Raw genomic sequence first — 25,218 nt, 5'->3', positions numbered from 1 at the left:
AAACCCCTTATTAAAATCCTTGATTAAGAAATTGAAAATACATGTTGATTAAATCGGTTCCCCAAAAATATGCAGTCAATGTTCCCGCTGCTATAAAGGGACCAAACGGAATTGGCTGGCGTCTTTTTACAATTTTAAAGATTAATGCAAGGCCGCCAATCACTGCACCATATAATGTCGATAAAAAGAAGGATAAAAGTACTAGTTTAATTCCTAGTACAAAACCAAGCAATGCATAAAGTTTCACATCCCCAAACCCCATTCCACCCTTGCTAACGAGAGCAATGATGAGGAGGAGGAGAAATCCTGTTACCATTCCCAGCAGGCTATCCCACCAGGGGCTTAACGGTATGAAGATTCTTTCCAATAAAAAAATCCCTGCAAACCAAAGTAAAATTTTATCAGGGATGATCATATAGTGAATATCTGAAACAATGATTATCATAAACATTGAGATTAGTGTTAAGGCAATCAATAATTCCCAAGACCATCCTACCAAGTATGGTGCTGTTAAAAAAAGGATTCCAGTTAGTAATTCAAAAATCGGATAGATAGGAGAAATCCGCGACTTACAGCCGCGGCATTTTCCCCCTTGAAACATGTATGATATAACCGGAATAAGTTCAAATGGTGTCAACTGATGCCCACAAGTCGGACATGCAGATCTTGGTGTTACAACTGACTTCTTTAATGGGACTCTCAGGCCCACTACGTTGAAGAAGGAGCCGAGTATAAGACCATAAATGAGTAATAAAACCTTTATCATTTACTATAATTCACTAAATCTTGCTCTGAAACATAATCAGTAGTTATAGTTGTAAATTTAGTTTTAACAACACTAACAGCACCATGGCCAGTGATAGTGTATTTATATTTCCCTGTAGCTTGATCGTAGGTCGCAGTAACTACAAAATTACTATCCTTTATATGGTCAAGATAATCTGCTAAAGAAACATTATTTGCTGCAGTCAACCCTGAAGGTACACTGGCTGTAGCCGTAAAGTTTGTTGTAGCGTTGGGATTTTTATCAGCAATGTAGTATTTTGCAGCATTAACGATTTGTAATGCTTCTTGTACTTTAGCCTTATCATCAGATTTCGATATCACATTTCCAATTGCTGGAATTGCAATTGCAGCAATAATCCCCAAAATAATGATTACTGCTAACAGTTCAATTAAGGTAAAACCTTTTTGTTCCTTCATTCTTTGTTTTAAAGCTTGTACCATTTTTCCACTCCCTCTGGTTCTATGAACCTAGTATTATTTCTCTATGAGTATACAATAACTGACAGAAATAGAAAAGATGTTTTTTATCATTTTCTGTCGCAAATTTTGGGAAATTGTATTGTGATGTTAAAAATATTTTTTTAGCTCATTTGGTCGTACATTGAGAACATTGGCATCATGATAGAAAGAACAATAACCCCTACAATTCCTGCCAAAAAGACAATCATAATTGGCTCAATTAATGATTTTAATCTGTCAGTCCCTGCTTCAACTTCTTTTTCATAGAATTCTGCTATCTTAGATAACATTGCGTCTAAAGCCCCAGTTCCCTCACCAATCGAAATCATCTGAGTTACAAGGGGAGGAAAGGCCCAATGATTAGTCATCGGCTCAGTCATCGACCGCCCTTTCTCAAGGGAATTACGGGACTCACGAATGACCTTAGAAATGACTTCATTTTCAACAACCTTTTCAACAATTGACATCGATTGTAGTATGGGAACAGAGCTAGAAAATAACGTACTCAGTGTCCTCATCATTCTTGCAATTTGTGCTTTTTGCATCATTTTGCCGAATATTGGCATCCTTAAAAGGGCGTAATCTAAAAAGTATTTAGCCCTCTTATTTTTTTTCATGAACATAAAGAAAAAGTAAAAAGCAATAAATAGAAGTAAAACAAGCCACCAAAATGACTGCATAAATTCACTACATTTTAAGACAAATTTCGTAATAGCTGGTAGTTCAATTTTCATATCAGCAAACATCGTTACAAACTTTGGGACAACACCGACTAACAAGAAGATAACAGCTAAAATAGCAAGAATTCCTATTGCAAGGGGATACGTTAGCGCTGAAACTACTTTTTGCCTCGTATGGTGTTGTTTTTCAAAATCTTCCGCTAGACGTTCAAGAGTCCCGTCCATGTTTCCACTAACTTCTCCAGCTTTAACCATATTGACAAACATCGAATTAAAGACCTTGTTGTGCTTTGAAACAGTATCAGAAAAGGCATTTCCTTCTCTTAATTCTTGTTCTACATCTAATAATACACGTTTCAGTGCTTTACTTTCTGTTTGAGCGGCAAGCACCCCGGTAGCATCTACAATGGTAACACCTGCTTTAAGCAAAGTGGCAAATTGCCTCAAATAAATGACAAAATCCTGAAGCTTGACTGGATTCCCAATTGTTAATTCCATAGTCATGAGCGTTTCTGGAACTTCAGTCATTTCAACAACCCTGATACCCTCTTCTTTTAGCTTGACCATGGCCTCCCGTCTTGATGCTGCAGTTACTGTGCCCTGTTTCTTTCCGCGGCGATCACGACCTGAATATTTAAATCTAGGCATCCAAGATCATCTTTTCTTGTAAGTACTTTGTTGCCGCTTCCATTTGAATAAGATTTCGATCAAGCAACTCTCGAATACTCATTTCAAGCGTATGCATTCCCTGGGCACGGGAGGTTTGCATCGTACTTTGGATTTGGTGAACTTTTTCATTCCGAATAAGATTTGCAATTGCCGGATTGTTAACTAAAATCTCTGTCGCCGCTTTTCTTCCTTTTTTATCAACTGTAGGAAATAAACGCTGTGAAATAACTCCAACTAAAACAGAGGCTAACTGAATTCGAATTTGCGTCTGTTGTGCAGGCGGGAAAACGTCAATTATCCTGTTGATTGTGGTTGGAGCACTAGAAGTATGGAGAGTACCAAGGACTAGGTGCCCTGTTTCCGCAGCCGTAATGGCGATACCCATTGTTTCAAGGTCACGCATCTCACCGACAAGAATGACATCTGGGTCCTGACGAAGTGCACCTTTTAATCCACTTGCATAGGAATTTGTATCAAATCCTACTTCGCGCTGATCAATAATAGAATTTCCATGTTTATGAAGATATTCGATTGGGTCTTCAAGCGTAATAATGTGCTTTCTCATTGTCCTGTTCATATAATCAATCATCGATGCAAGAGTGGTTGACTTACCGCTACCGGTAGGTCCCGTAACAAGAATTAATCCTTGTGGTTTTTCAACTAATTTTGTAATAATTTCAGGCAAGTCCAACTCTTCAATCGTTGGTGTTTTCGAGGCGACGGTCCTTAATGCGATTGAAACACTCTTTCGCTGATGAAAAGCATTGACACGAAAACGAGATATTCCCGGTACCCCATAGGAAAAGTCAAGATCCCCCTTTTCCTTAAATGCATTCCACAAATGTTCCGGGATTATCGCTTTTGCCATTCCTTCCGTATCATCAGGAAGCAGTTTATCCTGCCCATACCGTCTTAAATCACCATGAATTCGAAAAATCGGTGGAACACCTACGGTTAAATGTACATCGGATGCCTTATATTCAATCGCAGCTCTTAGTATTTGGTCAATTTTATCTTTCATTTCCACTACTCCTATTCAAGAGTTGCTACTCGTAATACTTCTTCAGTTGTTGTGAGTCCTTGCTTTACCTTTAGTAAGCCATCATCCATTAAAAAGATCGTCTTACTTTTCCTTGCTAATTCTTTTAACTTTTGAAATGTTTCACCATTCATGATGCATCGTTTCATTTCTTCGTTAATTACCAATACTTCATGAAGGGCAATCCTTCCCTTATAGCCCGTCATATTGCAGAAGGAACAGCCTTTACCACGATGAATCTTTTCAATTTTTATTCCACGTCTTCCAAAAATCTCAATTTCCCGCTTCGATGGTTCATGGATCTCCATGCAATCCCGACAAATCTTTCTAACAAGCCGTTGTGCTACAACACCTGATAAGGATGAAGCCACCATAAATGGCTCTACACCCATATCGATCAGCCTTGTTACTGTTCCAATTGAATCATTGGTATGCAAAGTACTTAAGACTAAGTGACCTGTTAACGAAGCCCGAATCGCCACTTCTGCGGTTTCCTTATCACGTATTTCTCCGACCATGATGATATTTGGGTCTTGACGCAGAATCGATCGCAATCCAGCCGCAAAGGTCATTCCGACATTTTGGTTCACTTGAATTTGGTTAATACCTTCAAGTTGGTATTCAACTGGGTCTTCAATCGTAATAATATTGACTTCTTCACTGTTCATCTTATTAAGTGCTGCATACAAAGTAGAGGATTTACCTGATCCAGTTGGACCAGTAATAAGCACAATCCCTGTTGGATTATCGATTAATTCTCCAAACCTTTTTAAATTCAGCGCATTAAATCCAAGTTTATTTATATCATTTAATGCTGAACTCATATCGAGCAGCCGCATTACAATCTTTTCACCGTAAACAGTTGGCAGTGTTGAGACTCGAAGGTCAATAGGATGAAATTCAAGATTTAATTTAATCCGCCCATCCTGCGGAATGCGATGTTCAGTAATGTCAAGGTTAGACATAATTTTAATCCTTGCTGTTAAAACACTTTGCATATGGCGCGGTAATACCCGATCATTGCGTAATACCCCGTCAATACGGTAGCGAACAACAATTTTCGTTTCCTGTGGATCGATGTGTATATCACTTGCCTTTTGGATTACTGCATTAGTCAAAATCTGATTCACAAGCTTAACAATTGGAGAATTAAGATCGGTGACGTCATCGTTCCGTCCCCTCTCCGTTTGTGGCAATTCATCGAGCAATTCATCCAAACCATCGTCAACATCATAATATTTATTAATCGCTTTTAAGATATCATCTTTAGTAGCAATTGCAGCTTCAATTTGAAATCCGGTTGAGAGCCTTAAATCATCCATCACAATGAAATCCATCGGATCGACCATTGCTATATAAAGCTTATTGCCATCCTTTTTTAAAGGGATAATTAGATTCCTTCTTGCAGTTTCTTTCGCTACAAGTGAGAAAATATTTGTATCAAATGGATATTGAGTTAAGCTGATATGCGGAATTCCAAGTTGGTATTCCAGCACTTCAATTAATTGCTGCTCAGTGATTAAGCCTCTTTGAACAAGGGCTTCTCCAAGTTTTTGGTTTGAATTTTTTTCTTTTAATGTGTTTTGAAGCTGTTCATCAGTAATTAACCCTTCTTCGATTAATAAATCGCCAAGTCGTTTTCTTACTTGCTTCATTTTACATCCCTGCTTTGTCTACATTATTTTGGTTGCTCATTTGGTTTCCCCCAAAGGTTGCTATCGTTTGAGCTGTTCTGAGTTGAATCGGTTGCCTTGGTTGGATTGCCATTCGTATCATCTGTTGTACCCGTTCCTGATTGGATATTATCACTGGTATTTTTGGTTCCACCATTATTAGTAGATTGTTCGGCATCCTGTGTACTCCCCGACAAACCGTGTACTTCTACCTGAAAAATTGGTGGATAGTAATCATCGGAAATTAAATTTGTTTTAACTAACTTTTCACCCTCATAAACTTCACGATAAACTTTAACCATATGACCATTTTTTCCTTGGGTTTGAATCTTTGATTGCCCTGCAAGAAGAAGCGGACTATATTGTAAAATCGTTTTCGGCTTTAAATCCTGTTTATTCTTTTTACTAATTTTATAGGAATACATAAACCTTTCACCTTTTAAGGTTACAATCAGACGTTTATCATCCAATTTATATTCCAAAGTAAAATTCCCTTGATTTGGATTTTCAATAATTAAATCAGAATTTGTCTTAACTCCAACCCTTGCTTCATTCCCCAAAGTGGCATAGCTTGGAAGTTTACTACTAATATTTCTTTCTACAATTAAAAAATTAGTAGGTAAAATTGATTGATAGAAGCCAGTTACCATTATATTAAGTGAAGAAAAATTTTCAATATGATGTTTCTTGGCAAATTCTAAAATTGAAAAAGTAGATTGTCCATGAATTTCAATTTTAGATATTTGATTTACCAAATCAGGCAGGTCAACAGGAACGTCAGTTAATTTTAGGATTTCCTTACTAATTACTGCATTTTTTTCATGAGTACCAGCTAACAAATAATCATTATATAAATTAAAATTAAAAGTACCTACTTCTAATTTTGATGCAGTATCCGATAAACTTTTCGTAAGTTTATCTACATCAATATCCTTGCTATTCACTTGTGGAAAATTAATTTGGAGTTGCTCTTCTACTTGAGCTTTATCAATCGTCACGAATAATGAATTACTTTGCCCATCCTTTATCGAACTAATAGTTGTAGCAGAATCAAATTTATAATCCTTTAAATCAAACGGAGCAATTTTTTCAGTATACTGCAGATTTACCTTTGAATTCTTTAACCAATCAGTATAGTGGTTATTTAATAAATCAACGACTTCACTTTGGGATTTTCCGGAAATATCTATTCCTCCGATAGTGGTTCCATTTGAATATTTTCCATCCGGGTTTGAAAAATTTTCAAATGCTAGAGCACCATAATGGGAAAAACTAAAAATAAATGCGGTACTGAAGAACAGTACAACAAATAATTTGATCATTTGCTGATTTTTACCCACATTTTCCGCCTTCCTCTCTACCTATTTAAATAATAAAGTTTTGGTAGAAATTTTTACTTTTGCAATAATTTCTCTATCTCTGTTCTTTCATTTTCTTCATCAATCCCACTTGCAACTTCTTTTGCGGCATATAAATAATCTAAAGGTTTTAATTCATCAAGTTCAAGCATGCTAATCTTAGCTTTTTCATTTTCTTCAAGATGCCCTTCGTTTTTTTCTTCTTTAAATGCATCTTCTAAATTTTCTATCAATAAATTTTCTATGTCAGATAAATAACTCTCATCGTTATTTGAAATGTCTTCTTTAACTTCATCAAGACTTAAATCATTATCAACTGCCAAAAAATAGTTTTCATCTATTTCAAGTTCTTCTTCATGAAAACTCCCCATTTGTTCTGCCTCATCTTTTAGCAAGAGAGAAGTATCCTCACCTAACATTTCAGAAACCTCTTCATTTCCTGTTTCCTCTATTGTTGATGTAAAAGTCAAAGCCTCTTCACTTATTGTTTCATCCACTTTGTTTAGTACGGTAGGTTCTCCACTTTCTAATGCATTAAGTTCCTGAAATTTAGAAACTTTTGCTATTTCCACATTGAAAACTTCTGAGGAATTTCCATTATCTATTAAATCAAAATACTTTTCTTCATGTGATTGATCTTCAGCATAAAGAATGCGACCGGCTCTATGTTCTAACAAATAAGCTGTAAAAAAGATAAGTCCAATTAACAATACTGCAATTAAGGGGAGAGAAAATGTATTGCTAGCTACTAGCCCCCCTAGAGAAATAACAAAACTTGCCATAACGATAGAAACCTTTCCTTTTAATGTAAAGCCAAGTGGCAAAAAGATTAGAACTAGTAAAAGAACAATCATAGAACCAAAGGCCCAAATAATTGTTTGCATTTAATCACTCCCATTTAATATAGTACTTGCATACTATTAAACTACAAATTATTTCAAAGTATATATTTTTTTGTTGTTTTCTTCAAAAATTAGACAAAAATCACCTACAAAATATTGTATAATACTCTTATGTATTTTAAAAGAAGGCGGAGAATTTTTTTATGAAAGAAAATTTCCAAAGTCAAAAAGGACTAACCTTAATAGAAATCCTTGTGTCTATTGTATTACTTTCTATTATACTAACTTCTTTTATGGGCTTTTTTACCCAATCGGCAATATTTACTAAAAAAAATGAACAGAAGCTTGGGACTGTTCAAACTGCACAAAAATTTATTAATCTGATTAAGGACATTAGCAAATCTGATTTAGCTGCAACACCAGCAACCTCTTCCATTACGACAGGTACAAATACAATAACAGTTGATTTAGGAGTAATTAATCAATTAATAAACAATAGTCAACCTGTTAAAACCACTTACACAAGTGATTATACCGTTACCGGGGTCATCACAAACCTTAATACCCCAGCAAATTTAATCCAATTTAAAATTATAGTACAAGATCCAAGTAATCAAAAAAACAAATCTGAAACTTATACGTATATTCGGAAAGAGAGATAAGACCATGAAGGATGAAAAAGGAGTAACATTAGTGGAGGTATTAGCTACACTTGTTATACTAGGAATCATTTCACTTTTAATTTTTGTTGTTTTCTTAGGAGTAAATAAAAACTACCAAAAAATCTCAAAAAAAACCGATCTGGAACAACAAGCTAATCTTATTGTATCTACCATAAAAAGTTACCACCTACATCAAGTCTCTTATACCATTAAATGTGATTCGAGTTCTGGGTATTATTTGATAGGAACTCCATCGGCTAACAACCAATTAGTAAAGAAAAACTTGGTGAATAAATTTTTAATAAATAATATACCTATATCAAGTGAACTAACTGATTCTAATTCCATTTTAATTGATTTATCTACAACCAAAAACGTTAGTGTCTATATTGAATTAAAAAATGAACAAGGTGATACTTTTAAGATAGATACTAGAATAAAAAAGTATTGAGGGGGCGACAACTATTAATAATGAAAAAGGGTATACGTTAATTCTTGTAATGGTTATTGTTTCTTTAATGATGATATTAGGGCTTGCATTAAGTAGTTCAGTTATGACCGCAGGTAAGCAGCTTAGTAAAACTGACAATCAGAATAAGGCTACTGATCTTGCTGAAATGGGCGTAACATTTTTTCAAAATATTAGCAATAATCTTATTCCCACAGCAAAGACTGCTCTTGCAAATAACAATTCCACTACATTTTGTACTGAATTTTCTAAACTGCTAAATGATCAAACAAAAGAATATTATCAATCCAAACCCATAGAAGGATTTAATAATTACCAAATATCAGCATTGCCAACGATTACTTGTTCTGGAAATAATCAAGTTGTCATTGCTTTTAATAGTACTGGAAATACAGCTGCTAAACAAAGTTCCACCTTAAAAGGCAGCATCATCGTAACAAAAAGGACAAGAGATGGCCAAAGCCCTCCAGATCCTAATACATTTAAGTATCAAATAACTGACAGCGAAGTTAAACTTAACAAAGATGCCACCTATGATGATTCCGTTTCCTATACCGGAAAAGTTACTCTTGTGGGAAATACGAGTCTATTGGTCTATAACAATGCCAATTTCAACTCATTGGAATTAGATGGAAATTCTATTGTTAATGTTACGAACACAGCAATTTTTAACACCATTAATTCAATGAACGGAATTACAAATATTACGGTTAATGGCGATGCGATTTTTCTAAGCGGAGCACCGCGGATTGATAAATTCGTGGGAAAAGCCAGTATTTGTATAAAGGGAAATATTTATACATTGGATTCAAATGGTAAATTACAATCCTATAACGACTTTACCAAGTATTTTACGAATACTTGTTCAAATTCAAATGCCGACTGGTATATCGATGCAAATAATGGAGTATCGGTCATATATTAATTTATGAAATAGAAAAAACCAGTCAGAAAAAATCTGGCTGGTTTTTCCTTTTATTACAAAGAATTTGCCCTATTTAAGTATTTACACAATAATGGTTTAGCTTCGGAAATAAAATAAAGCGATCCAGTCACAACTAGTAAACAATCCTGTTGAATAGTATGAATGGCTTCATTTAAATACACCTGCCAATTTCCCACGATTTCCTTTTTTTTCGATTGGCTTTTTTCATATAAGTCCTGAGAAGTTGCCGCTCGCGGATAATCAAATGAAACGAATGAAATACGGACGGCAACTGAGTCAAGTTGTTCAATCATTTTATCAAACTTTTTATCCTTTAATGCAGCAAAGACAATGTGGATGTTTCGATCTGAGTATCGGTTAGTTAACTCGTTAACAAGCGCGGCAATTCCTTCATCATTATGCGCACCGTCAATAATAACTAACGGCATTTCCGAAAGAATCTCAAATCTTCCCGGCCAATATGCCTTTTTTAATCCCGCTCTGATGGACTGATCGGTGATTGAAATCAATCCCTTTTGATTTAAATATTGAGCGGATGTAATAGCCAGAGCGGCATTTTCGGTTTGGTGTTTGCCAATCATACTGATTTCAATTTCCCCCAATGAATCAAAGGCATTTTTCATTGAAAAGATTTCACCTTTCGAAACCGACTGATGACCGCTGATTGTAAATTCCTCGCTAAGACGATAAATCGGCGCATCTTTTTGCCTGGCCTGCTCTTCAATCACATTTAATGCTCCAGGATGTTTTACTGCAGTAAAAATAGGGGTTTGAGTTTTAATAATTCCCGCCTTTTCAAAGGCAATTTCCTCATAAGTATCCCCTAAAATACTGGTATGATCGAGTCCAATATTCGTTATAATCGAAGCAATCGGCAAGATTACATTCGTTGAATCAAAGCGGCCGCCAAGCCCTACTTCATAAAGGGCAATATCTACCGGATTTATTTCAGCAAAATAATAAAAAGACATAGCCGTAATCACTTCAAACTCTGTCGGACCGCCAAGCTCTGTTTCCTCTAATTCATCGGAGAGTGGGCGAATAACATTTGCAAGTTGCAATAATTCATCATCACCGATTGGTTTTCCATTGATGCTAATCCGTTCATTAAACTGCTCAATATAAGGAGATGTAAAGGTTCCGACTTTGTATCCCTGTTCTTGAAGCATCGAACGCAAAAAGGTGACCGTCGATCCTTTACCGTTCGTCCCGCCAATATGAATTGTTTTTAATTTATTTTCTGGATGCCCCAGCTTGTCCATCATCCATTCCATTCTTTTTAAACCAGGCTTGATTCCAAGTCTTAGCCTAGCATGGATCCAGTCAAGGGCTTCTTGATAGGTTGCAAACATAATTGACACCCCGTTTTTTGTTATGTAAAAGACGAATCCAATGAAGGATTCGTCTTATTTATTATAAACCTTTTAACTCATTTAATCGCGCTTCTACAACCGCCCTCTTTTCGAGATAATCCTGTTCTTTAGCGCGTTCTTCGACAATAACATTTTCTGGAGCTTTTTTAATAAAACCTTCATTGCTTAATTTCTTTTGAACCCGTTCTACTTCTTTTGTGAACTTTTCAAACTCTTTTTGTAGACGAGCAATTTCTTCCTCAATATTGATTAACCCTTCAAGCGGAAGCATGATTTCTAAACCAGTGATAACAGCTGTCATCGCTTTATCCGGCGTTTCAATCTCGATGCCTATTTGAAGCTCTTCAGGATTACAGAAACGTTCGATATAAGCACGATTTTTCTCAAGCGATTTAAGCACTGATTCGTCCTTTGCTTTTACGAGCATTTTAATCTTTTTGCTCATTGGGGTATTCACTTCAGCGCGGATATTCCGTACAGAACGAATCATTTCTACTAACATTTTCATTTCTTGTGCTGCATCTTCGTCTGTAAACGAAGGGTTTACCTCAGGCCACTGAGCAGTTGTAATCGATTCGCCACTGTGAGGAAGGTTTTGCCAAATCTCTTCCGTGATAAATGGCATAAATGGATGAAGCAAACGCATCGTGCTATCCAGTACATAGGCAAGGATGGAGCGAGTCGTTTTCTTCGCAACCTCATCTTCCCCATATAAAGGAAGCTTCGCCATTTCAATATACCAATCACAGAAATCATCCCAAATGAAATTGTAAAGAGCACGACCGACTTCACCAAATTCATAGCGGGCGGAAAGTCTTGTTACCGTTTCAATGGTTTCATTCAATCTGGTTAAAATCCACTTGTCAGCAACTGATTTTTCGCCGCTATAATCAATTTCCTCAAATGTAAGACCGTCCATGTTCATTAAGGCAAAGCGGGAAGCATTCCAAATTTTATTGGCAAAGTTCCAAGTTGCTTCAACTTTTTCAGTGCTGTAACGCAAGTCTTGGCCAGGTGAGCTTCCAGTTGAAAGGAAGTAACGGAGTGAGTCAGCACCGTATTGATCGATGACATCCATTGGGTCTACACCGTTTCCTAAAGACTTACTCATCTTGCGTCCTTGTGCATCACGAACAAGTCCGTGAATTAATACATCTTTAAATGGACGTTCTCCTGTGAATTCGATGCTTTGGAAGATCATTCTTGATACCCAGAAGAAGATAATATCATAGCCAGTTACTAATACATCAGTAGGGAAGTAACGTTTGAAATCAGCCGCTTCTTTGTCCGGCCAGCCCATTGTTGAGAATGGCCATAACGCCGAACTGAACCATGTATCAAGAACGTCGTTATCCTGTTCCCAATTCTCGATATCTGCCGGCGGCTCATGATCAACGTAAACCTCACCTGTTTCCTTGTGATACCAAGCAGGAATGCGGTGGCCCCACCATAGCTGTCTGGAGATACACCAGTCACGAATGTTTTCCATCCAGTTCATGTATGTCTTTTCAAAGCGATCTGGAACAAAGTTTACTTTGTTTTCCTTGCTTTGTAGGGCAATTGCCTCATCTGCAAGCGGCTGCATTTTTACAAACCATTGAGTGGACAGATATGGCTCAACAACCGCACCGCTTCGTTCGGAATGTCCAACAGAATGAAGATGGTCTTCAATTTTGAAAAGAACTCCCTCTTCTTGAAGGTCCTTTACGATTTGCTTGCGGCATTCAAAGCGGTCTTGACCTTGATACTTTCCGGCATTTGCATTCATTGAACCATCTTCGTTCATAACCAAAATACGTTCAAGATTATGACGGTTACCAATTTCAAAGTCGTTCGGGTCATGTGCCGGAGTAATTTTAACGGCCCCTGAACCGAATTCCATATCAACATAGTCATCGCCAACGATTGGGATTTCACGGCCAGTAATTGGTAGGATAACCGTTTTACCAATTAAATGCTTGTAACGGTCATCTTCCGGGTGAACGGCAACTGCTGTATCCCCAAGCATTGTTTCTGGACGGGTAGTTGCGATTTCGATATGTCCAGATCCATCAGCTAGTGGATATCTCATATGATAAAACGCACCTTGTACATCCTTATAAATAACTTCAATATCAGATAGAGCTGTTTTTGTAGAAGGATCCCAGTTAATAATGTATTCACCGCGATAAATTAAGCCTTTTTTATAAAGCGTAACAAAAACTTCACGAACGGCAGCGGATAAACCTTCATCAAGAGTAAAACGCTCTCGGCTGTAATCCAGCCCTAGTCCTAACTTCGACCACTGCTGGCGGATATGGGAAGCATATTCTTCCTTCCACTTCCAAGTTTCTTCGACAAATGCTTCACGACCTAAATCATAACGGCTTTTGCCCTCTTCACGTAATTTAGCTTCAACCTTTGCTTGTGTAGCGATACCTGCGTGGTCCATTCCTGGAAGCCAAAGAACATCGTAGCCTTGCATCCGTTTCATCCGGGTAAGGATATCTTGAAGGGTTGTATCCCATGCATGACCTAAATGAAGCTTTCCTGTTACGTTTGGCGGAGGGATGACTATTGTATAAGGTTGTTTCCCTTCATCATCCTTCGCTTCAAAAAACTTGCCTTTCAGCCACCAATCATAACGACCTTGTTCAATCGATTGCGGATCGTATTTGGTCGGCATTGTAATTTCTTTTGTTTCCATCTAAATTTGCCTCCTTTGTTTCTTACAAAAACTGTACCGAAAAATAAAAAAACTCCATTCGTCATAAAAGGACGAATGGAGTTGCTTCGCGGTACCACCTTTTTTCCAATCAAACTACGATTGGCTCTTCATCGGATAACGGATTTCATCCGTCTTCTACTAATGAGATATGTATATCCTTTCGCAGAAGAAGCTCAAGGGCGACCTTCCAATGTTCCGCTTAGAAAATCTTCCAGCTAATGATTTCCCTCTCTAAAAGCAGATTGCAATGTACTCTTCCCTGTCAGTGCTTAGCTAATTAAATTATATTGTTATACTACCCAAAATAGGGTGTTGACGTCAATAATGATTGCCTATTTTTTAAAATTTTATACTGGTTTAAGCACTTTGATTAAATTTTTCTGTATAGGATGTTTTACTTTTTAGATAAACAGATGATTTGGCTAAGGTAATACCTAATATACTCCAAAAAAGTGGAGCAACTGGAACAGTACTTATATTAAAATAAGCCTGTGCTAAATAACCCAAAATCGTAGAAATTAATCCATATAATAAGATCTGGTCAGGACCAGATGCAATTTTTAAAGCTTTATAAGCATTTCTTAAAACCGCAACCAATAAAAATAAATAAACAAATAGCGCAGGAATTCCCAATGTAACAGCAATTTGTAAGTATTCATTATGTGCTTTATCAACGGTTAAATTTGGAGTACCAAAATACTTTATTAATTCATCAGGTTTTGCAGGAAATATCTCTCCAAATGTATCTGGACCAGATCCAATCAAAAAATAATTTTTTAATAATGGAAATGACTTTTTCCATATGTAAAGCCTTGAAGAGCCCTCCATACCAGTACTTTTATTGGCAACGACATGATATGAGTCTGAAACAGCTGCATTCAATCTATTAGTGTATACTCCATTTTCGAAAGTATTTATTACACCTGCAATTAAACTTAATAATAGTAATAAAGTAACCCATTTTTTCCAAAGATACCTTCTTTTAAGAATAACAACCATAGATAAAAAAAGGATTCCTATACACAAACCAACCCAACCACTTCTTGTACTTGAAAAGATTAAGGCTGTAAAAGACATACCGATTATAATAAAGTAAAATAACAATACCTTTTTGTAATTAGTTATAAGTAATAAAGTAATAGTTAACAAAATAACCAATACAAGATAGGATGCAAAGAAATTTGGATTGTCAAAAAAGGCAGAACTTCTTGAACCAAATATACTTTTTCCGTCACTTCGGAGGGGGTCTACCCCATAATGTTGAAGGATTCCATAAAATGAAACAAAAATTGATACTATCCCAATACCATGAAGAAGTTTTTTTAATTTATTAATATTCAAGAACCGATATGAAAAAATAAGTAAACTACAATATGAAAAATACGTAACAAAACCCTCTTTACGAAAAACTCTACCATAAAAAGAATTCATCTTGTCTACAGAAAAGGTAGTTGATAAACCAACTAAACTGATAAAAATTAAAATTAAAAACTCCATGGTTAAATAAAATTTTTCTTTTTCAAGTGTCCAATATTTTCTTTTAAAGATAATATATAACCAATAAATTAATACAAATCCATCTAAATATAATACCTTTAGTTTTGCGTAATAGGTATCCGGACCCTCAGGCCCCATCGGATAAATCAACAGCGGAAACAACAGGATAAACCAATACATATAAAAGTTCCTCGTAGTGTAAATTTTTTGTTAACTTTTTTATTATTTCATTAAATCCGGGACAATTCAATTGGAAAATTGGAAGGATTTTAGTATTTTTTTGGGGAATTTGAACGGGGTCAAGAATATACATAAAGAAAGTCAGTTAAAAAGGGAGGACTCTTTCGGTGCGAAGGAGAAGATTCAACAAATTTGCCTACCATCCCTGGTTTCGAGCCTGCCGCAGAATCGCCGCGCAATTTATTGTTCCGTTTATTATTTTTCAATTTATTCGTACACTGTTTTTACCGACAGTCTTTGATGTACTGTTATTATCATTTTTTATCGTCGTCGGCCTTTCACTTATGTTTGAAATTATTTAAAGGAGCCTTTGTAGCAAGATTATTGCTGCTGGGCTCCTTCTTTTGCTTGCTGCTGCTGTTTATCCATTTCGAACATACTTGTCACTACATATTCCGAGTTTTTCAAATGCCAATAACGGCGCTGCAGCTGCCGGACAAATTTTAATTCATTTTTTGTGTCCTGCCTTCGATAATAGCCTTCCACACACTGGATCATTGGGACCGGATAAGCTAAATAGCTGTAAAATAGTAATTTTTCATCCTGTTTAAAAGGAAAATATTTAAAATAGTGCTGGACTAACTCAATAGCATCATTATTCCGTTTTGGCATGGTTTCTAAGGATCTTGATAGGTATGGCAGCATGTCATGAATGGGCGACCCATAACGGGCATTTTCAAAATTGATAAAATGGCCGTATCCTCTGTCATCATATAGAAAATGCTCTGATGATAATTTTCCATGGATTATGACCATCCTGGCTTTTTCTGAGTCCTTTGTTTCTTCATACCAATCTTCAAATCGATCCTTTGAAAAACGCAGGGCCAGACTAATTTCGTTGTAATACAGACAATACAATAATTCAAACGGTGACATATAGGTCTTATTTTCACACTCTTCAATGAAACCTTCTAGAAATTCCTGATGTTTTTCCAGCTGCTGAATGGTCTTTTCGTAATGCTCGGTACGTTCTTCCTTGCTCACATCGATTTCTTTTGCCGATAGAGTATGAAGCCTTGCCAGTTCACGGAATAATTGCTGATTTCGGTGAACACGGTCTTCTTTTAGTTCGTTTGACATCCACGGCATCAAATAATACAGCTCATTATTATGGAGGACTGCATACCGGCCATCCATGGTTGGATAAATAGGAACGATGCGGTTATAGCCCTTTTGGTATAACAGATGAACATGGCGGATAAAATCCGTTCCTGTTGTAGGAGTGATTTTTTTGAGGGCAAAGGTCCCTTTATTGGAATAGACCTTCAGGACACTGCCGAAATCCTCTACAAAATAAGGCTTAATCTGATAATTTTCAAGAATGGGAGAAAGCCTTTCAAGCCAATTGGAGTCATCCATGTTACTCAACTCTCTTTGTTTTTCGGATTTTACAACAAGGTGAGCGGGTTTAAAACCCGCTCATCTGTTAGATATTTCTAATATTTTTTTGCAAATCCAACCGGTATATATAATACCTGCCCTTCGCTTACATCCTGACTCAGTTCAAGATTGTTAACACGAAGGAGATTTTGCACGGTCACATCATATCGGTCCGCAAGGCTTTCGATTGTTTCTCCTTTTTGAACAATACAAACCTTAAGTTTGGCTTGTTCTGCACCATCTTCCTTGCGTGCAAAAAATTCAGTTAACGTCATGCTTTTCTTTTTGGCAGGCTTTTTCTTCTTCGTTTGCTTCGGAGCCTGTTCAGAGGATGAAGAACTTTCTTCCATCATGTTTACATCCTCTTCATAATGAACATTCTCGGTTTGAACTTCTGTAATTTCTTCAACCACTTCAAATGGATGGTTCCCTTCACTGCGTGATTCTTGGAAGCTCCAGGAAGGCTGGTATTGCTCTACCGGCTCATAGTCCTGTGCTTGGTAGGAAAAGTTCGGGAATTGCGGAAATGCTTCTGGTTTCTCTTCCTCTTCACGAGGCTTTCTTGCTTCTGCTTCGAATAGGAAGGATTCCGCATATGGATTTGCCTGTACTGGCTGTTGGTATATCTCCTCTTCGTTTTCATCTTGAGTACGATGGAGAACTTCCAACTCAGGCTGTTCTTCTTCAATTTGCGGTTCAAGCTGTTCTTCATTGCCATATAAGCCGCTAATCGTCAGCTCAGCTGATAGTTTTAGACAACTGCGCTCCGGAAGGGAGTAATCAAAGGATTCGACAAGGACGTCAATGTCGTAGATGCTTTGAATCCGATTATTTGGGATTGTAATGTCCACTGGAAAGCGGTGTGCAAATTGGCAGACGCCTTCCTCCTGTTCATCTACTCTTTCAACATATTTCTGACTGGCAGCTTGATCTTGTTCGTTTGCATCACTCTCTTGGAAGCTCTTATATTCGCCGGTTAATTCCAACGAACCACGAATGGTTACGTATTGATCATTTTCCTGGATGGTAATATCCGGGTCTAGGGAGATCGATACAAGTTCTGCGACTTCCTGTCCCTTTCTAAACCACAAAGATTCCTCCAAGGAAAATCGTAGGTTCGATTGATTCTCCTGAGACAAAGCGACTCCTCCTTTCGTTACCTTCACGTAAAATCACTATGTCAATTACACTTTATGAGGTATCGTTTTTAAATATGATAAAAAAGCGTTTGTAGTGCGCAAAATTTCGTCAATGGTGTTTGGCTTTATCTTTTTTTCATAAAAAAAACACTCACCAATAAAGGTGAGTGTCCTAAAAAAATTATTTTTTCAGCTTTGAAAAGGCATTTTCTGCAGCTTGGATGGTTTTTTCAATATCTTCATGCGAATGCTCTGTGGATAGGAATAGTCCTTCAAATTGGGAAGGCGGTACGAAGATCCCTTGATCCGCCATTTGACGGAAATATTCCGCAAAGAACTCGAGATTCGATGTTTTCGCAGTTTCATAATTGATAACATCTTCATTCGTAAAGAAGAAACCAATCATGGAACCTGCACGGTTAAACGTAATTGGAATTTCGTATTTTTCCGCAGCGGCTTTAAAGCCTTTTTCAAGCAGGTCGCCTTTACGGATAAATTCTTCATAGTGTTCCGGTGTTAACTGGCTTAATGTTTCATAGCCGGCAGTCATGGCTAGCGGATTTCCAGACAATGTTCCAGCCTGATAAATCGAACCGCTTGGTGCGATTTGCTCCATGATCTCCGCTTTACCGCCGTAAGCCCCAACAGGAAGTCCGCCGCCGATTACTTTACCGAGAGTGGTTAAGTCAGGAGTAATGTTAAAGTAACCTTGCGCACAATTATAGCCCACACGGAAACCTGTCATAACCTCATCAAAAATCAATAATGCTCCGTATTGAGTAGTGATTTCGCGAAGACCTTCTAAAAATCCTGGTTGTGGCGGCACTAGACCCATATTACCTGCAACTGGTTCAACAATCACACAGGCAATATCCTCGCCAAATTGCTCAAATGCATAGCGTACACCTTCAAGATCATTGTACTGAACCGTTACGGTATTTTTCGCAATCCCCTCAGGCACCCCTGGGCTGTCAGGCAAACCAAGAGTCGCCACACCAGAACCGGCTTTAATCAACAATGAATCGCCATGACCGTGGTAGCAGCCTTCAAATTTTAGAATCTTGTCACGACCGGTATATCCACGAGCTAAGCGTAAAGCACTCATCGTTGCTTCCGTTCCGGAGTTAACCATACGAATGATTTCAATCGAAGGTACACGTTCTTTTACAAGCTGGGCTAATTGGTTTTCCAAAACTGTCGGTGCGCCAAAGCTTGTACCCATTTCTGCTTGTTTTTTCAAAGACTCGACCACTTGATCGTTTGAGTGGCCAAGAATAAGCGGCCCCCATGATAACACATAATCAATGTACTCATTTCCATCAATATCATAAACTTTTGAGCCTTTACCCCGCTCCATAAAAATCGGATCCATATTGACCGATTTAAAAGCGCGCACAGGGCTGTTTACGCCGCCGGGCATGAGCGTTTGGGCTTCTTTAAAGGCTTCAATCGATTTTGTATACGAACGCATTGCAATCCCTCATTTCACGTGATTATTCTTCTTCTTTTAACCAGCGAATCGCGTCTTTTGCTGCATAAGTGATAATTAGGTCAGCTCCGGCCCGCTTCATGCCGTATAACATTTCAAGAACAGTCTTTTTCTCATCAATCCATCCGTTTAATGCTGCTGCTTTAATCATCGAATACTCACCGCTGACGTTGTAAACAACCACTGGAAGATTGAAGTTATTTTTAATATCACGAACGATATCAAGGTATGGCATACCTGGTTTTACAATTAAGAAATCAGCACCTTCAGCAACGTCGGATTCTGCTTCTCTAAACGCTTCCATACGGTTTGCCGGATCCATTTGATACGTTTTACGATCGCCAAATTGCGGTGCACCTTCTGCTGCCTCACGGAAAGGTCCGTAAAATGCAGATGCGTATTTAACAGCATAGGACATGATTGGGATTTCTGTGAAGCCAGCTTCATCTAGTCCGACACGGATAGCCGCCACAAACCCATCCATCATATTGGAAGGTGCAATAATGTCCGCTCCGGCCTTCGCTTGGGCTACCGCTGTTTTCACCAGTAAGTCCAGCGACTGGTCATTCAGAACTTTTTCCCCTTCGACCACACCACAGTGACCATGGCTGGTGTATTCGCACAAGCATGTATCTGCAACAACAAGTACATCTGGGTATTTTTCTTTAATAAAACGAGTTGCTACTTGAACAATCCCATGATCATGGAATGCTTGTGTACCACACTCATCTTTTTCAGCTGGAATTCCAAATAATAGAACCGCTTTAATACCATGTGCAACGATATCTTCCATTTCAGCTTGAAGATTATCCATTGAAACCTGGAATACTCCTGGCATCGAAGAGACCTCTTTGCGAATGTTTTCCCCTTCATAAATAAACAGTGGATAGATAAAGTCTTCCGCCTTTAAGTGATTCTCTCTCACAAGTGCACGCATGCTTGCACTTGAACGTAGGCGGCGGTGACGTGAAAATTGTAAATCCATTTATAATTCCTCCCTCTCAATATAAGCAATCGTACTTTTTATCATTTCCTTAACCGTGTATTCCTCCGGAGAGACATGAACCGGCAATCCATACGAACGTAATTTTTGCTTGGTTATAGGGCCTATACAGCCGATTATGCAGCCCGTTAATTTACCTCTCAATTGTAAGGCATTAACGACCCCCATAAAATTGTCAACGGTTGAAGGACTGGTAAACAATAAAATATCCAATTGTTTTTCAGTAAGCATGTTCGCTAACTTCATTTGGTTCTCTTCGGGCATAAATGTTTCGTAAATGACGACTTCATCAACGATTGCACCCGCATTCCGTAATGAAGTAGCAATATAATCTCTGGCCAAATTTCCCTTAGGAATTAGAACCCTCAAACCAGGACGAACAATCGGTAAAAACTCTTCCACAAATGTCTCCGCAACAAATGCCGAGGGAACAAATTCAGCCGCCAGTCCCTTAGCTGCCAATCCCTCTGCGTTTTTTTTCCCAATCACGGCAATTTTCGGCAGGCTTTGCTGTCCAGGTAAAAACGAGAAGAATATTTCCACCGTCACATTGCTCGTAAAAATAATCCAGTCATATGTATCAAGAGCCTTCAAGCAGGCTTGAAGGCGTTGATTGCTTTCAATCGGCCGAAAGGCAATCAGAGGAATTTCAATGGGAATCCCTCCATAGGTTTCGACGAGCTGCGAAAAGGATTTTGCTTGATTTTCACCCCTTGGAACAAGGACTTTTTTTTCAAGCAAAGGGGAAGGCTTAATCATTTCCCCTCAAGCTCCCGCTTCACCCGGTCAATCAAGTCTTTCGCCCCTTTTTGAATTAAAAGGTCAGCTGCTTGAACCCCTAACTCTTCCGGATTTTTCCCGCGAAGCTCTTCTTTATATACGTCTCTTCCTTCAGGGGATGCGACTAAAACTTTCAGGGCAATTTCATCGTTCTCTTCAACGGTTGCAAAGCCGGCAATTGGTACCTGGCAGCCGCCCTCCATTTTTTGCAAGAAAGCACGCTCAGCGCGGACAGCAAGCTCTGTTTTTTTGCAGGTGAATTTCTCAAATAATTCGAGAAGTTCATGGTCATCTTCACGGCATTCAATCGATAAGGCACCCTGACCAACAGCCGGGATGCATTGATCCGCATCTAAAAATTCCGTAACCGTCTCACTTGCCCAGCCAAGGCGGGAAAGACCTGCTGCTGCTAGAATAATGGCATCATATTCTTCTTCCTTCAACTTGCTTAATCTTGTATCGACATTGCCGCGAATCCATTTAATTTCTAAATCAGGGCGCTGGACTAAGAGCTGAGCACTACGTCTTAAACTGCTTGTCCCAATAATCGCACCTGGTTTTAAATCCTTTAACTTAATATGGTCTCTGGAAATGAGTGCATCACGGTGGTCCTCACGGAAAGGAATGCAGCCAATCGTAAGTCCATCCGGCAGCACGGCGGGCATATCCTTCATGCTGTGCACAGCCATATCAATCTCTTTGTTTAGCATGGCCTGTTCAATTTCTTTCACAAATAACCCTTTTCCGCCAACCTTTGAAAGGGTTACATCTTGGATTTTATCACCCTTGGTCACGATTTCTTTTACTTCAAATTCAAAGGGTGCACCAAGTTTTTTTAGCTGATCAATAACCCAATTGGTTTGAGTTAATGCTAATTTGCTTCGTCTGGAACCTACGATAATTTTTCTCATGATTGCCTCCTAATTTATCCCGCATTAACGGGCAGTAAGACCCCCACTTTAAGGCTTAGCGTATGCAGGAAGTGTAAATGGGGGATCAACTGCCCGTAAAAGCCCGATTGGTTCAACTAACAATCAGTGGGGGATGAAAAAAACACACTGATTGAAGTTTCACTTTACGAGTACCACAAATGAAATGATGATAATCGACCAAATAAGAAAAAGTTAATTAATACGATTAAAAAGGATGCGACATTCCATAAGGCTAAATTTTTCCCATGGATGTTTTTTACAGTCCGTAAATACAAAAAGATGCTATAGGCGGTCAGCAATAAAAACGACCCGATGATCTTCATATCATACCAATCCATCCCGGGCAGTTTGAGAAACGCCCACTGCAGCCCTAAAATCAAGCCTAGCAATAGCATTGGAACACCAATAATCGCAGTTATGTATGACAGTCTCTCCAGTTTTTCCAAATCCGCAAGCCTTAATAATCGCTTACCCCATTTCTTTCGTTTCAATAAATCATATTGGAGCAGATACAACAAGGAAAAAACGAATGATAATGAAAAGGCACCATAAGATAGTATGGCCATCGTGATATGAATCAGCAGCAATTCAGAAACCAGCCGATTTGCCATCACATGCGAATGGTATTGCATCGGGGCAAAGGTATGAATCGCCATGACAATAAAGCCAAGGATATTGGTAAAAAAGACGATAAAATCAATCCGTAAGAAACGATTGATCCCAAGTGATAAGGTGACTAATACCCAGGCATAAAAATAGAGTCCCTCAAAAATGGTGAGCACAGGGAACCTCCCTGTTTTAACCATATAGAAAAATAAAAAGACGGTTTGCAAAATCCATACAAACGCAAGTAACCAGAAGGCAATACGGTTTGCCTTCCGGTTATGGTGAATGAAGTCGAAAAAATATAACAACACACTGAAGGCATATAAAACAACGGTAAGTTCGTGCAGCCTTGTCATTAAGACACTAAACATCGAACGGCCCCTTAGACTTCAAAGGCAGCCTGAACTTTAGAAACGGGTGTAGGATTTGATTCAGCTGCTTTCAATTGTTGTTCCTTTACAAGCTCTTCAATATTAAATATTTGTTTAAATAATGCCATCGCCTGCTCCGCATCTGGTCTTGCAGCCAATTCTTTTGCTGATAAAATTGGATCTTTTAGGAGCTGATTAATAATGCTCTTTGTATGCTTATTTAATACTTTTATGTCTCGGTCTGATAAGTTTGGAAGCTTTCGTTCCAAGCTAACCATTGTTTCGGCCTGAATCGCAAGGGCTTTTTCTCTAAGTGCTGAAATGACCGGTACGACACCAAGCGTGCCAAGCCATTGCTTGAATTCAACGATTTCCTTTTCAATCATCAGCATGATTTTCTCAGCAGCTCTCTTGCGCTCCTGCAGGTTCGCTTCCACTATGCCTTCTAGGTCATCAATATCGTAAAGGAATACATTTTCAAGCTCAGCAATTTGCGGATCTAGATCACGCGGCACGGCAATATCGACCATAAATAAGGGCTTGCCCTTCCGCGCTTTTTCGACCTTTGCCATCATTGGCTTTGTGATGACAAAATCCTTTGCTCCTGTTGAGCTGATTAAAATATCTGCTTCTACAAGCGCTTTTTGAAGTTCTTCATGTCCTCTTGCCTCACCGCCAAAGCGTGTGGCAAGCTCTTGTGCTTTTTCAAATGTACGGTTGATTACCGTTACTTTTTTAACCCCATTGCCATGTAGGTTTTGAGCAGCTAATTCGCCCATTTTTCCCGCACCAAAAATTAAAACGTGCTTGCCGGATAACGAACCGAAGATTTTCTTCGCTAATTCAACTGCAGCATAGCTGACAGATACGGCATTTGCCCCGATATCCGTTTCAGAATGCCCCCGTTTTGCCACCGTTACCGCCTGTTTAAATAGGTGGTTAAACACGGTGCCGGTAATATTTTCTTCTTGTGCAAGCATAAAACTTGTTCGTACCTGTCCAAGAATCTGCGTCTCCCCTAAAACCATGGAATTTAATCCGCATGTTACATTGAACAGATGCTCCACTGCACCATCTTCTTCATACACAAATAAATACGGAGAAAACTCCGCTTGGTCAAGTCCGAACCATTCTGACAGAAATTCCTTTATATAATAGCGGCCTGTATGTAATTGATCGACAACCGCATAAATTTCCGTACGATTACATGTAGAAAGAATAATGTTTTCCAGGATGCTTTTCTTTGCGTTTAATTTTTTCATGGCATCCACAAGATCGGATTGATTAAATGTCAACCGCTCACGGATTTCTACAGGGGCAGTTTTATAGTTTACACCGATCACTAATATATGCATTGATTAAGACACCCCCACATAAGATTGCAAATTTAACTAGTATGATTATACCATGGGTAATTTGTTTATTTACCCGAAAAATGTGAACAGAAAATGAAACTATATGATATGATTATGAATTGATAAGGATTCTATTTCGACAAATTCCTTCCTTATGTACAGTATCAAAAAAACGAACGATATTCAAGTAAACCTTTCTGGAAGTGGTGGTTTAGATGAAAAATCAACGAATTTTTCCTGGAATTATTCTGATTGGCTTTGGAGCCTATTTTTTACTACAGCAATCTCATTTCACTCTTTTTAAACAATTTTATACGTGGCCGACCTTGCTTCTTATTGTTGGCGCAGCTTTCCTTGGTCAAGGCTATGCCGCTAAGGACCATGAGGGAATTCTTCCCGGGGTGATTATGTTTGGTTTTGGTTTGCATTTTCATCTTGTCGGACATGTATCTTTTTGGCCGCAGAACACGATTGGAATGCTCATGCTGATTATTTCTTTAGGGTTTTTTCTTCGTTTTCAAAAAGCGAATACAGGTTTATTTCAAGCCTTCTTATTTTTAATTTTAGCAGTTTTGCTGCTTTTTTATGATAAAATTGCCGGATATTTCGACTTTCTGCAAAACGGTTTGTCCGTTGTTTGGAAATATTGGCCCGTCCTCTTAATCATTGTTGGTATTTATTTTATACTGAAACGCAAAAAATAAACGCCCGGGATCCCGGGCGTTTATTTTGTCTAGCTGCAGCGCCTAGCCCCTCTAGGTTG

The 25,218-nt window shown here is 38.3% G+C and carries 23 protein-coding genes and 1 other annotated feature; of the genes, 5 read left to right on the top strand and 18 right to left on the bottom strand.

The window, feature by feature from the left end:
• Positions 1-10 precede the first annotated feature (10 nt).
• From M028_RS0101305 to M028_RS0101275, 7 genes are all read right to left on the bottom strand, one after another.
• The gene (locus M028_RS0101305) at positions 11-766 is read right to left on the bottom strand and encodes a prepilin peptidase (RefSeq protein ID WP_035423582.1); all 756 of its coding nucleotides are present in this window, start codon (positions 764-766) and stop codon (positions 11-13) included.
• Complete coding sequence (locus M028_RS33800; RefSeq protein WP_051590879.1) at positions 763-1,227, bottom strand: prepilin-type N-terminal cleavage/methylation domain-containing protein; 465 nt, start codon at positions 1,225-1,227, stop codon at positions 763-765. Before M028_RS33800 ends, M028_RS0101305 begins: the two co-directional genes overlap by 4 nt.
• Before the next feature lie 140 nt (positions 1,228-1,367).
• Complete coding sequence (locus M028_RS0101295; protein WP_026572297.1) at positions 1,368-2,573, bottom strand: type II secretion system F family protein; 1,206 nt, start codon at positions 2,571-2,573, stop codon at positions 1,368-1,370.
• The gene (locus M028_RS0101290; protein WP_026572296.1) at positions 2,566-3,615 is read right to left on the bottom strand and encodes a type IV pilus twitching motility protein PilT; all 1,050 of its coding nucleotides are present in this window, start codon (positions 3,613-3,615) and stop codon (positions 2,566-2,568) included. Before M028_RS0101290 ends, M028_RS0101295 begins: the two co-directional genes overlap by 8 nt.
• A gap of 11 nt (positions 3,616-3,626) precedes the next feature.
• Positions 3,627-5,288, bottom strand: a complete 1,662-nt coding sequence (locus M028_RS0101285) for a GspE/PulE family protein (protein ID WP_026572295.1) — start codon at positions 5,286-5,288, stop codon at positions 3,627-3,629.
• A gap of 23 nt (positions 5,289-5,311) precedes the next feature.
• Positions 5,312-6,646 carry a G5 domain-containing protein gene (locus M028_RS0101280; protein WP_026572294.1) on the bottom strand — a complete coding sequence of 445 codons (1,335 nt, stop codon included), beginning with the start codon at positions 6,644-6,646 and terminating at the stop codon, positions 5,312-5,314.
• 53 nt (positions 6,647-6,699) lie between these two features.
• The gene (locus tag M028_RS0101275) at positions 6,700-7,548 is read right to left on the bottom strand and encodes a hypothetical protein (RefSeq protein WP_026572293.1); all 849 of its coding nucleotides are present in this window, start codon (positions 7,546-7,548) and stop codon (positions 6,700-6,702) included.
• A 161-nt stretch (positions 7,549-7,709) separates the two neighbouring features.
• On the opposite strand from M028_RS0101275, the gene M028_RS0101270 reads away from it, so the two are divergent.
• The 3 genes from M028_RS0101270 to M028_RS0101260 all read left to right on the top strand — a co-directional run bounded on the left by M028_RS0101270 (position 7,710) and on the right by M028_RS0101260 (position 9,562).
• Complete coding sequence (locus M028_RS0101270) at positions 7,710-8,168, top strand: PulJ/GspJ family protein (RefSeq protein ID WP_026572292.1); 459 nt, start codon at positions 7,710-7,712, stop codon at positions 8,166-8,168.
• A 4-nt stretch (positions 8,169-8,172) separates the two neighbouring features.
• Positions 8,173-8,619 (top strand): type II secretion system protein, encoded by a 447-nt coding sequence (locus M028_RS0101265; RefSeq protein WP_026572291.1) that lies wholly within the window; start codon positions 8,173-8,175, stop codon positions 8,617-8,619.
• 103 nt (positions 8,620-8,722) lie between these two features.
• Positions 8,723-9,562 (top strand): hypothetical protein, encoded by an 840-nt coding sequence (locus tag M028_RS0101260; RefSeq protein ID WP_197031356.1) that lies wholly within the window; start codon positions 8,723-8,725, stop codon positions 9,560-9,562.
• A 53-nt stretch (positions 9,563-9,615) separates the two neighbouring features.
• On the opposite strand, the gene M028_RS0101255 is transcribed toward M028_RS0101260, so the two are convergent.
• The 3 genes from M028_RS0101255 to M028_RS0101245 all read right to left on the bottom strand — a co-directional run bounded on the left by M028_RS0101255 (position 9,616) and on the right by M028_RS0101245 (position 15,340).
• On the bottom strand, positions 9,616-10,935 hold the full coding sequence (locus M028_RS0101255; protein ID WP_035423581.1) for a bifunctional folylpolyglutamate synthase/dihydrofolate synthase: 1,320 nt from the start codon (positions 10,933-10,935) through the stop codon (positions 9,616-9,618).
• Positions 10,936-10,996: 61 nt separating this feature from the next.
• Positions 10,997-13,642, bottom strand: coding sequence for a valine--tRNA ligase (locus M028_RS0101250; RefSeq protein WP_026572288.1), 2,646 nt, complete (start codon positions 13,640-13,642; stop codon positions 10,997-10,999).
• Positions 13,643-13,706: 64 nt separating this feature from the next.
• Positions 13,707-13,938, bottom strand: a binding site (T-box leader).
• An 82-nt stretch (positions 13,939-14,020) separates the two neighbouring features.
• A complete protein-coding gene (locus tag M028_RS0101245; protein WP_026572287.1) occupies positions 14,021-15,340 on the bottom strand; it encodes an O-antigen ligase family protein in 1,320 nt (439 codons plus the stop codon).
• Positions 15,341-15,507: 167 nt separating this feature from the next.
• Between M028_RS0101245 and M028_RS0101240 the strand changes: the two genes are divergently transcribed.
• Complete coding sequence (locus M028_RS0101240; protein WP_026572286.1) at positions 15,508-15,702, top strand: hypothetical protein; 195 nt, start codon at positions 15,508-15,510, stop codon at positions 15,700-15,702.
• Between the two features lie 19 nt (positions 15,703-15,721).
• Here M028_RS0101240 and ysxE read toward each other — a convergent pair whose 3' ends face one another.
• From ysxE to hemA, 8 genes are all read right to left on the bottom strand, one after another.
• Complete coding sequence (ysxE, locus tag M028_RS0101235) at positions 15,722-16,759, bottom strand: spore coat protein YsxE (protein ID WP_026572285.1); 1,038 nt, start codon at positions 16,757-16,759, stop codon at positions 15,722-15,724.
• Between the two features lie 77 nt (positions 16,760-16,836).
• On the bottom strand, positions 16,837-17,919 hold the full coding sequence (spoVID, locus tag M028_RS0101230; protein ID WP_026572284.1) for a stage VI sporulation protein D: 1,083 nt from the start codon (positions 17,917-17,919) through the stop codon (positions 16,837-16,839).
• A gap of 181 nt (positions 17,920-18,100) precedes the next feature.
• Complete coding sequence (gene hemL / locus M028_RS0101225) at positions 18,101-19,390, bottom strand: glutamate-1-semialdehyde 2,1-aminomutase (RefSeq protein ID WP_026572283.1); 1,290 nt, start codon at positions 19,388-19,390, stop codon at positions 18,101-18,103.
• A gap of 22 nt (positions 19,391-19,412) precedes the next feature.
• A complete protein-coding gene (gene hemB, locus M028_RS0101220) occupies positions 19,413-20,393 on the bottom strand; it encodes a porphobilinogen synthase (RefSeq protein WP_026572282.1) in 981 nt (326 codons plus the stop codon).
• Positions 20,394-21,170 (bottom strand): uroporphyrinogen-III synthase, encoded by a 777-nt coding sequence (locus M028_RS0101215; protein ID WP_026572281.1) that lies wholly within the window; start codon positions 21,168-21,170, stop codon positions 20,394-20,396.
• Positions 21,167-22,102: a hydroxymethylbilane synthase gene (gene hemC / locus M028_RS0101210; RefSeq protein ID WP_026572280.1), complete on the bottom strand. Its 936-nt coding sequence runs from the start codon at positions 22,100-22,102 to the stop codon at positions 21,167-21,169. The genes M028_RS0101215 and hemC overlap by 4 nt, the downstream gene beginning before the upstream one ends.
• A 164-nt stretch (positions 22,103-22,266) precedes the next feature.
• Entirely contained in the window at positions 22,267-23,100 is an 834-nt protein-coding gene (ccsA, locus tag M028_RS0101205) for a cytochrome c biogenesis protein CcsA (RefSeq protein ID WP_026572279.1), read from the bottom strand.
• 11 nt (positions 23,101-23,111) lie between these two features.
• Positions 23,112-24,455, bottom strand: coding sequence for a glutamyl-tRNA reductase (hemA, locus tag M028_RS0101200; protein ID WP_026572278.1), 1,344 nt, complete (start codon positions 24,453-24,455; stop codon positions 23,112-23,114).
• Positions 24,456-24,670: 215 nt separating this feature from the next.
• Here hemA and M028_RS0101195 point away from each other — a divergent pair, with 215 nt between their 5' ends.
• The gene (locus M028_RS0101195; RefSeq protein ID WP_026572277.1) at positions 24,671-25,159 is read left to right on the top strand and encodes a LiaI-LiaF-like domain-containing protein; all 489 of its coding nucleotides are present in this window, start codon (positions 24,671-24,673) and stop codon (positions 25,157-25,159) included.
• The last annotated feature ends 59 nt before the right edge of the window (positions 25,160-25,218 follow it).

Source organism: Bacillus sp. UNC438CL73TsuS30 (genome assembly GCF_000482325.1).
Lineage (GTDB): Bacteria > Bacillota > Bacilli > Bacillales > Cytobacillaceae > Neobacillus.
Note: the sequence above shows the minus strand (reverse complement) of the source record. Positions and strands in the feature narration are given on the sequence as shown.

Excerpts from the sequence above, each read along its gene's own strand:
- M028_RS0101305 (WP_035423582.1), bottom strand. The coding sequence starts at position 766 with ATGATAAAGGTTTTATTACTCATTTATGGTCTTATACTCGGCTCCTTC.
- M028_RS0101195 (WP_026572277.1), top strand. The coding sequence starts at position 24,671 with ATGAAAAATCAACGAATTTTTCCTGGAATTATTCTGATTGGCTTTGGA.
- M028_RS0101265 (WP_026572291.1), top strand. The coding sequence starts at position 8,173 with ATGAAGGATGAAAAAGGAGTAACATTAGTGGAGGTATTAGCTACACTT.
- M028_RS0101290 (WP_026572296.1), bottom strand. The coding sequence starts at position 3,615 with ATGAAAGATAAAATTGACCAAATACTAAGAGCTGCGATTGAATATAAG.
- hemL (WP_026572283.1), bottom strand. The coding sequence starts at position 19,390 with ATGCGTTCGTATACAAAATCGATTGAAGCCTTTAAAGAAGCCCAAACG.
- ccsA (WP_026572279.1), bottom strand. The coding sequence starts at position 23,100 with ATGTTTAGTGTCTTAATGACAAGGCTGCACGAACTTACCGTTGTTTTA.
- M028_RS0101255 (WP_035423581.1), bottom strand. The coding sequence starts at position 10,935 with ATGTTTGCAACCTATCAAGAAGCCCTTGACTGGATCCATGCTAGGCTA.
- M028_RS33800 (WP_051590879.1), bottom strand. The coding sequence starts at position 1,227 with ATGGTACAAGCTTTAAAACAAAGAATGAAGGAACAAAAAGGTTTTACC.
- hemA (WP_026572278.1), bottom strand. The coding sequence starts at position 24,455 with ATGCATATATTAGTGATCGGTGTAAACTATAAAACTGCCCCTGTAGAA.
- ysxE (WP_026572285.1), bottom strand. The coding sequence starts at position 16,759 with ATGGATGACTCCAATTGGCTTGAAAGGCTTTCTCCCATTCTTGAAAAT.
- M028_RS0101245 (WP_026572287.1), bottom strand. The coding sequence starts at position 15,340 with ATGTATTGGTTTATCCTGTTGTTTCCGCTGTTGATTTATCCGATGGGG.
- hemB (WP_026572282.1), bottom strand. The coding sequence starts at position 20,393 with ATGGATTTACAATTTTCACGTCACCGCCGCCTACGTTCAAGTGCAAGC.
- M028_RS0101215 (WP_026572281.1), bottom strand. The coding sequence starts at position 21,170 with ATGATTAAGCCTTCCCCTTTGCTTGAAAAAAAAGTCCTTGTTCCAAGG.
- M028_RS0101250 (WP_026572288.1), bottom strand. The coding sequence starts at position 13,642 with ATGGAAACAAAAGAAATTACAATGCCGACCAAATACGATCCGCAATCG.
- M028_RS0101260 (WP_197031356.1), top strand. The coding sequence starts at position 8,723 with ATGACCGCAGGTAAGCAGCTTAGTAAAACTGACAATCAGAATAAGGCT.
- M028_RS0101295 (WP_026572297.1), bottom strand. The coding sequence starts at position 2,573 with ATGCCTAGATTTAAATATTCAGGTCGTGATCGCCGCGGAAAGAAACAG.
- M028_RS0101275 (WP_026572293.1), bottom strand. The coding sequence starts at position 7,548 with ATGCAAACAATTATTTGGGCCTTTGGTTCTATGATTGTTCTTTTACTA.
- hemC (WP_026572280.1), bottom strand. The coding sequence starts at position 22,102 with ATGAGAAAAATTATCGTAGGTTCCAGACGAAGCAAATTAGCATTAACT.
- M028_RS0101285 (WP_026572295.1), bottom strand. The coding sequence starts at position 5,288 with ATGAAGCAAGTAAGAAAACGACTTGGCGATTTATTAATCGAAGAAGGG.
- M028_RS0101270 (WP_026572292.1), top strand. The coding sequence starts at position 7,710 with ATGAAAGAAAATTTCCAAAGTCAAAAAGGACTAACCTTAATAGAAATC.